Annotated in this window: 1 protein-coding gene; it reads right to left on the reverse strand. The window is 59.2% G+C overall.

The window, feature by feature from the left end:
- Nucleotides 1-401 precede the first annotated feature (401 nt).
- Nucleotides 402-1,190: an NAD(+)/NADH kinase gene (locus tag QZ302_RS09970; RefSeq protein WP_294594971.1), complete on the reverse strand. Its 789-nt coding sequence runs from the start codon at nt 1,188-1,190 to the stop codon at nt 402-404.
- Nucleotides 1,191-1,469: the final 279 nt, after the last annotated feature.

Consider the following 1,469-nt stretch of genomic DNA (forward strand, 5'->3'; position numbering starts at 1 on the left):
CGCGATTCATCTATATTCGGCTACCGCCGAAATAGTTGAATCGCTCCTTTAAGCGTGGCGCGCGGCTACTTTCAAGTAATAAAAGCCGCCCGCCGTGGCGCGCAGTAGCTGGAGGATACTGTTCTTTATTGTGAACAAAGAGAACCAGAAAACCGACGCAGCAACCGAGCGCCATCAAACTTGTTTGAATGGCCGAGGTGCCAGGAGGAAGGCGAAGCCAAACTTTCGACGGATGCTTGCGCATCCTCCAGCTGCCGACGGCCCAACTCTTTTTTTCAGGTGCGCGGCTGTCCGACAGGAGGGTACCGCCCTCGGACCGGGCGGGCCCCACTTAGTAAGGCGGAAAGAACCCTAATAAAAGACCTAACGGGTAGCCTCAGCCCAATTCTGCCTGTGACCTCTTATCCGTTGTTCCGCGCGTCCACCCCCCATAAGAGCTTGTCGCGGAGCGTCTTGTAAAACGAGTTTCCCTCCGGCCGGATCACCCGCAACACCTGTTCCGCGCGAGACAGCGTGAAACCCGTGCCGTTCGCCACCCGTTGTTCCCGGTTGTCGATCGTTGCGATCGCCTCTCCGCCGTTCCGCGTCGTCACCCGCAACGTCACCACACTCGTATCCGGGACGACCAACGGTCTGATGTTCAGGTTGTGCGGCGCGATCGGCGAGAGTATCCAACACCGGCATCCCGGCGCAACGATCGCCCCTCCCACGCTCATCGAATAGGCCGTCGAGCCCGTCGATGTCGAGACGATCACCCCGTCGGCCCAGTAGGTCGCCACATTGCCGCCGTCGATGCCGATCTCGACCGAAATCATCGACATCCCCTCCTTCTGGATCGTGAACTCGTTGACCGCCCGTCCCGTCGCTCCGCTCTCCACCGCCAACAGGGTGCGTTCCTCGACGCTGTACCGACCCTCGCGCAGCTTGTCCATCGCCGGCCCGATCTCATCGGCGGCCACGGCGGCCATAAAACCCAGCCGCCCGGAGTTGATCCCCAGAATCGGAATCTGACACGCTCCCATCTTGCGCACGGCACTCAGAAACGTGCCGTCGCCGCCGAAACTCAAGGCCAGATCGTACCCGGCGGAACTCTCGGGGTTCAGTGCGTATGCAAAACCGCGCCGGTCGATTTCACGGACGACGGTGGATAAATCGGGGTTCTCTGCGCGAGCGTAAAGGGCTATTTTCATAACGCTGCCTCAAAATTTGTATCTTTGCACCTCTTTATTAACCGTTCGTTTACTGTGTCTACCCGCATGGAACCGTACCTTTCTTGAAAGAAAGGTACCCAAAGAACTTTTGCAGAGGTCGTCCCTGTGGGCCGACCACGTGTTCTCTCCGCCTTGTTCGTTGGGCTGGGATTTTCAGGCGAGGCGCGCGTGGGGTTCTATGCCCATTATTAGCGCGCCCGCCGAAAATCCAGCCCAACCCAATCGGGCAGACACGGCCAGAGCATCCCGCAGGGATGC

This window comes from uncultured Rikenella sp. (assembly GCF_910579375.1).
Classification (GTDB): domain Bacteria; phylum Bacteroidota; class Bacteroidia; order Bacteroidales; family Rikenellaceae; genus Rikenella.

Bases quoted from the DNA above. Each gene is read 5' to 3' on its own strand.
- QZ302_RS09970 (WP_294594971.1), bottom strand. From the start codon at position 1,190: ATGAAAATAGCCCTTTACGCTCGCGCAGAGAACCCCGATTTATCCACC.